General features: G+C 37.0%; 1 protein-coding gene. It reads left to right on the top strand.

Annotated features, from left to right (window positions below):
- On the top strand, positions 1-308 hold a 308-nt coding region (locus OS188_RS14775), incomplete at both ends, for a DUF11 domain-containing protein (RefSeq protein ID WP_267149618.1).

The following is a 308-nucleotide window of genomic DNA, read 5'->3' as shown; positions in this document are numbered from 1 at the left end:
GATTTATTACCATCAGGATTTGATTATGTGTCTTTCAGTACATCATCTGGAACATATAATAATGTAACAGGAGTTTGGACTGCAGGAACAATTACTAACGGAGCTACCGAAACTCTAACTATAAATGTGGTAGTAAATGAAACAGGAGATTATCTGAACATTGCAGAAGTAACAGCATCCGATTTACCTGATCCAGATTCTACACCAAATAACGGTGATGAAACTGAAGACGATCAAGACAGCGTGTTAATTACACCTACCGATCTAGTAGCCGATTTATCGCTTACAAAAGAAGTAGTAAACGGAAA

The sequence above is a fragment of the Xanthomarina sp. F1114 genome (assembly GCF_026410255.1).
GTDB lineage: Bacteria > Bacteroidota > Bacteroidia > Flavobacteriales > Flavobacteriaceae > Xanthomarina.
The sequence above is the reverse complement of the archived record's forward strand: the minus strand, read 5'-3'. Positions and strand labels throughout refer to the sequence as shown.